This window comes from Streptomyces sp. B1866, assembly GCF_031932565.1.
Taxonomy (GTDB): Bacteria; Actinomycetota; Actinomycetes; order Streptomycetales; family Streptomycetaceae; genus Streptomyces.
In genome coordinates, this window is the sequence record NZ_JAVSCF010000611.1 from 1 (window position 1) to 468 (window position 468).

The following is a 468-nucleotide window of genomic DNA, read 5'->3' on the forward strand; positions in this document are numbered from 1 at the left end:
GGCCGTGCGCGGGTGTGCCGGGCGCGGGAGTGCCGGGCGCGGCCAGGGCGGCCGGGCCCCCGGCCCCGCCCTGGGGCTGCTCCGCGGGGTGGGGACCCGCGCGGCGCCGCCCGGTGGGCCGCGGCTCGTTCGGGTCGCCGGGCGGGGTGCCGGGCCCGGTGCCGGGGGCGTGGGCCCGGGAAGCGTCCGGACCGTCGGGTACGGCCGGGACGCCCCCCGTACCGCCGTCGGAGACGCCGGGGCCGCCAGGGCCGCCGGGACCGCTCGTACCGCCGACACCGTCCGGACCGCCCGGCACGCCGCCGTCCGGCCGCTCTCCGCCCCCGGGCAGCCCGCGGCCCTCGCTGTCCGCCGCCCGCGCGTACGCCGCCGCCGGGTCGTACGTCCCCTGGCCGTGCCCGGTCGCGCCGGAGACGGCGGGCAGGCCGCTGCCGCCGCCCGCGCCCGGGGCCGCCCCATGCCGGGCCC

Annotated in this window: 1 pseudogene; it reads right to left on the bottom strand. The window is 86.3% G+C overall.

The annotated features are described in order from the left end of the window. Positions 1 to 468: pseudogene (locus RKE29_RS30915) on the bottom strand (hypothetical protein); the annotation flags it as partial.